Genomic DNA, 4,320 nt, shown 5'->3' with positions numbered 1-4,320 from the left:
TGCTGGTTGAGCTGATGCTGTCGACCCCTTCAAGGCCATTCAGCTGTTGTTCCAACACCCGGGTCACGCTCTGCTCCACCACCTCCGGTGAAGTCGCCGGGAAGCTGGCATTCACACTCACGCGGGTGGGAGCGAGTGGCGGAAGATCCTCCAGCCCCAGGCCGAACAAGGCCGTGCAGCCCGCCAAAAGGATCAGCAGACTGCAGACGACCGTAAGAACCGGCCGCCGAAGAAACGGTTGGGAGATCGACCGCACCGGGACGTCTCAAACGTTAATGAATCCTGCCAGAAAAAACCGGCTGCCTGGGATCAGGCAGCCGGGGGTTTGATGATCTTGGTTTAGAGGTTTCGGTGAATGGCTTCAGCCGACGCTCCAGACACCAGCAGCGATCTTGAACAGTTCCTGCACGTGAACGGTGTTGCAGAGGAACCAGGCGAAAACGGCACCGCCGCAACCACCGAGCCAGAACCCACTGGTGAAGTCGGCCCAACCGGTGCGGGTGAACAGGTCGGCGGGGGGATTCTCAACCGTCACATCTGCAGGAGGGATATTGGGTTGCTTACCGGGCTGGTTGTAGAGCAGGAACAGCAGGCTGAGGATGTGCACGGCGCCGATGGCAGCCAGCAGGCCAGCGGTTTGCTGGTACTCCGTGACACGCAGAGGGCCACAGATGGTGAAGGGGCCGTAAAGCAGATAACCGAAGGCTGCACCGGTTTCCAGACCACGGAAGTTCGGGGAAATCCCGGGGCGATACAGGGGTAGGTTGTTGATCAGGCCCTTGATGAAATAGCCGCTATTCACGGGTGTCGCAAGGTTGCCGACGCAGGGATCAGCAGCAGGAGTGACGGTCATGAGTTACGAGTGCTGAGGGGTTGAAACGGTCCGCAGGTCGCGGTCACTCGGCAGCGGTGATCACTCGACCAACAAGGACGATGAATACTGCGGGGAACACGATTCCGGTGATGGGCACAAAAATCGCAGGCAGCCAGGCAGCAGCGAAATCTCCAGTCATGTCGAGGCTAGAAGCTTCGCAGCTACTGTAAGTAGGTCCGTTCTAACGGCCTGCTTTAGGCCCCAACGGCGACATAAAAGTTCAATCCGCATGCAGAACGTTCTCCTCCCTGGTGCCGTCGTGCTGCTCACGGTGGTGCTCTGGTTGTGCAGGAAGCCGGTGAAGCCGATGCTCTCCAGCACGGATGCCAGCCGTGTCGCACAGATCAACCGTCCCCAGCTGGAACTGGTGATTAAGCCTGCCGCTGATGGGAAATCCGCCGATGCTTCCCTGGAGTCCTGGACGGCGCCGACCAGTCCTCTGGAGCGTCTTGCCTTGGAGCGTCGCCTCAAGGCCGAAATGGAGGCTGGCCCCGAGGAGCGTTTGCGTGCTGTTCGTTTGGCCGCCCAATGGGGGCACCGTTCGGCGCTACCCCTGCTGCGCCAAGCGCTGCGGGATAGCGATGCGCGTGTGGTGGAAGAAGCAGCCGCTGCGATCGCACCGTTGCGCGGTGCGCCGGCCGCTGCCCCGATCCGTCAGCCGGCTCGGCCGCCGCGCAACGTTTCGCGGATGCGATAAATCGGTCGGTCCTGGCTTTCGTGGTAAGTGCGGATCAGCAGTTCGCCGAGAAGCCCGAAGCAGAACAGCTGAATGCCCGCCAAACCAAGCACCACCGCCAGGGTGAGCAGTGGGCGATTGGCAATGTCGCCTCCCATCACCTTGATCACGAAGAGATAGGTGCTGGTGACCAGGCTGGCGGCGATGGCCAGCAGTCCACCGAAGCCGAACACGTACATCGGCCGGGTCAGAAAACGCTTCATGAACCAGACGGTGAGCAGATCCATCAGCACACGGAAGGTGCGATCAATCCCGTACTTGCTGTTGCCGAACTGACGCGCCCGGTGGTTCACCTTCACTTCGGTGATCCGTGCACCCTCGATGAAGGCCAGGGCGGGAAGAAAGCGATGCAGCTCCCCATAGAGCCGCATGTCTGAGAGCACCTCCCGTCGATAGGCCTTGAGAGAGCAGCCGTAGTCATGCAGCCGCACCCCAGTCACCCGGCCGATCAAGCGGTTGGCGATCCGGGAGGGAAGTTTGCGCTGGAGGGCGGCGTCCTGGCGCTGATGGCGCCAGCCACTAACGAGGTCATACCCCTCCCGCAATTTGGCCAGCAGCATGGGGATGTCGGCTGGATCGTTCTGAAGATCTCCATCGAGGCTGACGATCACCTCTCCGCCAGCCACATCAAACCCAGCCGCCATGGCTGCGGTCTGGCCATAGTTCTTGCGCAGCAGCACAGCCACCACTTCGGGCACCTCTGCGCTGAGCTGGGCCAGCACTTTCGCGGTGCGGTCGCTGGATCCGTCGTCGACCAGGACCAGCTCAAACGTCTCGTCGGTTGGACGCAGTGCTGAAAGGAGCTGCTCAACCAGGTGGGGCAGGCTTTCCTCTTCGTTGTACAGCGGCACCACCACCGAGAGATTCAGGGGTGCACTCATGCCGGTCGCGCTGCGAGTCGCTCAACTTAAGCAGGGGTCCAGTCGATCCGGCTGACAGCTTCAGGAGAGATGCGATCCGTCATGGCAACGCACCACACGGCCTGCGCCGCGGAATTCAGCCCTGTAGTGGCAAGCCACCGGGTGTTGATCGCTGCTGTGAAGGCTGTCGATGCCGATTTCATTGCGCCCATGGTCCTGGCCTGAGCTATGGCGGTAGCGGCCATCGCCGAGATGGAGCCCCACATGGGTGCAACGCCGGCATGTGCCAAAAAACAGCAGATCTCCCGGGCGCAGCAGGCTGTGATCATCGGGGAGAGCGGCAACAGGTTGGCAGAACCGCTCCTGCTGATAGGCATCTCGCGGAATCCAAATGCCCTGGCTGGCGAAGGCTATCTGCATCAGACCGGAACAATCCATGTCCGGTTCTGTGGTGCCTCCCCAGAGGTAGACATTGGGACATTGCTGGGCGGTTTCGCTCCAGGCGAGCACGCCGGGTAGACGTCGCTCAATCTCTGTCGCGCTTAGCGGCGACGGTCGCCAGGGTGCGCATTGCTCAGCTCGCCCCAGAACCGCCTCAAGTTCGAGCCAGCAGCGGTAACCATCCTCCAGCAGTTGAACAGCGATCCTCGTGCGCTGCCTCTCCAGGATGCGAAAGCGGCGTCCACGACAGGCCTGGGTGGTCAGGCTCTCGCCGTCAAATCTCGAATAACCATTGACGTCAGCGCATAGCTGCCAACAGGAGCCTATCTGAATCAGGTCTGGGGCCAGCAGGGTGCCTAACGTCGCCATGGCCTAATCGAGTCGCTATGGCGTTCTACCGTCCCGATCCCGCAATGGCGGCTCGGCTTGAGGCGGCCCTCGATGGGCTCGATGCCGACGGCCGCCCAGGATTGCGCAACAGTCTGGCGATCACCTGGGTGCAGTACGACGAAGCTGCACCGGAGGCTGGTCAGGGCCGTGGTGCTTCCTGGAACCAAAACCGGATACTCTATCCGGCCAGCGTGGTGAAGCTGTTCTATGCCGTCGCCGTTGAGCAGTGGCTGCAACGTGACCTGATCCCTGAGGGCGACGAACTGCGGCGCGCGGTGCGCGACATGATCGCCGACTCCAACAATGATGCCACTGGGCTTGTGGTTGATCTGCTCACAGGCACCACCAGTGGTCCTGCTCTTCATGGCGAACGCTGGGAGCTTTGGACGCAGCAGCGTCGCTTGATCAATGGCTGGTTGCAGAGCTTGGCCTGGCCGGAACTGGAGGCGGTGAATTGCTGCCAGAAGACCTGGGGTGATGGTCCCTATGGCCGGGAGAAAATGTTCTATGGGGCCGACAACAGCAACTGCAATGGCTTGTCCACCGCTGCGACAGCCCGGATGTTGGAGGCTGTGATGACCGGTGCGGTGGTGTCGCCGCCGGCCTGTCGTCGGCTGCAGGGTCTGTTGCGGCGCTCACTCGATCAGCAGCAGCGTCGCGCTGATCCTGAAAACCAGGTGGATGGGTTCCTCGGTGAGGGACTACCCGAGGACGCGCTCCTCTGGAGCAAGGCCGGCTGGATGAGTCAGGCCCGGCATGACGCTGCTTGGTTTCAGACATCCGCACAGCAGCCACCCAGCTTGCTGGTGGTGTTCACCACAGGGCCTGATCGCGCGAGGGACTCGTCTCTTTTGCCGGAGCTGGCACGGCAACTCAACCTGTTCACCAGCTCCGAGGAGCTGGAGGAATAAGACAGTGAACTTGGAACGGAGAGGGAGGGATTCGAACCCTCGACAGAAGTTGCCTCCTGTAACTCCTTAGCAGGGAGCCGCTTTCAACCACTCAGCCACCTCTCCAGC

The 4,320-nt window shown here is 61.5% G+C and carries 7 protein-coding genes and 1 tRNA gene; 2 read left to right on the top strand and 6 right to left on the bottom strand.

The window, feature by feature from the left end; translation table 11 throughout:
- The 3 genes from ACGVJ8_RS05760 to ACGVJ8_RS05750 all read right to left on the bottom strand — a co-directional run.
- On the bottom strand, positions 1-256 hold a 256-nt coding region (locus tag ACGVJ8_RS05760; protein ID WP_392346250.1), incomplete at its 3' end, for an efflux RND transporter permease subunit.
- Positions 257-361: 105 nt separating this feature from the next.
- Positions 362-853 carry a photosystem I reaction center protein subunit XI gene (locus ACGVJ8_RS05755; protein ID WP_392346248.1) on the bottom strand — a complete coding sequence of 164 codons (492 nt, stop codon included), beginning with the start codon at positions 851-853 and terminating at the stop codon, positions 362-364.
- A 43-nt stretch (positions 854-896) separates the two neighbouring features.
- Positions 897-1,013, bottom strand: coding sequence for a photosystem I reaction center subunit VIII (locus tag ACGVJ8_RS05750; protein WP_006851672.1), 117 nt, complete (start codon positions 1,011-1,013; stop codon positions 897-899).
- 90 nt (positions 1,014-1,103) lie between these two features.
- Between ACGVJ8_RS05750 and ACGVJ8_RS05745 the strand changes: the two genes are divergently transcribed.
- Entirely contained in the window at positions 1,104-1,571 is a 468-nt protein-coding gene (locus tag ACGVJ8_RS05745; protein WP_392346246.1) for a HEAT repeat domain-containing protein, read from the top strand.
- Here the strand turns inward: ACGVJ8_RS05745 and ACGVJ8_RS05740 are convergent.
- Together ACGVJ8_RS05740 and ACGVJ8_RS05735 are read right to left on the bottom strand one after the other, a co-directional pair.
- Positions 1,529-2,491: a glycosyltransferase family 2 protein gene (locus ACGVJ8_RS05740; RefSeq protein WP_392346244.1), complete on the bottom strand. Its 963-nt coding sequence runs from the start codon at positions 2,489-2,491 to the stop codon at positions 1,529-1,531. The genes ACGVJ8_RS05745 and ACGVJ8_RS05740 overlap by 43 nt on opposite strands.
- A 60-nt stretch (positions 2,492-2,551) precedes the next feature.
- Positions 2,552-3,280 carry an NlpC/P60 family protein gene (locus tag ACGVJ8_RS05735; RefSeq protein WP_392346242.1) on the bottom strand — a complete coding sequence of 243 codons (729 nt, stop codon included), beginning with the start codon at positions 3,278-3,280 and terminating at the stop codon, positions 2,552-2,554.
- 17 nt (positions 3,281-3,297) lie between these two features.
- Here ACGVJ8_RS05735 and ACGVJ8_RS05730 point away from each other — a divergent pair, with 17 nt between their 5' ends.
- Positions 3,298-4,212, top strand: a complete 915-nt coding sequence (locus ACGVJ8_RS05730) for a serine hydrolase (protein ID WP_392346240.1) — start codon at positions 3,298-3,300, stop codon at positions 4,210-4,212.
- Between the two features lie 16 nt (positions 4,213-4,228).
- Here ACGVJ8_RS05730 and ACGVJ8_RS05725 read toward each other — a convergent pair.
- Positions 4,229-4,317: transfer RNA gene (locus ACGVJ8_RS05725), tRNA-Ser, on the bottom strand.
- Between the last annotated feature and the right edge of the window lie 3 nt (positions 4,318-4,320).

Origin of the sequence: Parasynechococcus sp., from assembly GCF_042954245.1 — a bacterium.
Taxonomy (GTDB): Bacteria; Cyanobacteriota; Cyanobacteriia; order PCC-6307; family Cyanobiaceae; genus Parasynechococcus.
The sequence above is the reverse complement of the archived record's forward strand: the minus strand, read 5'-3'. Positions and strand labels throughout refer to the sequence as shown.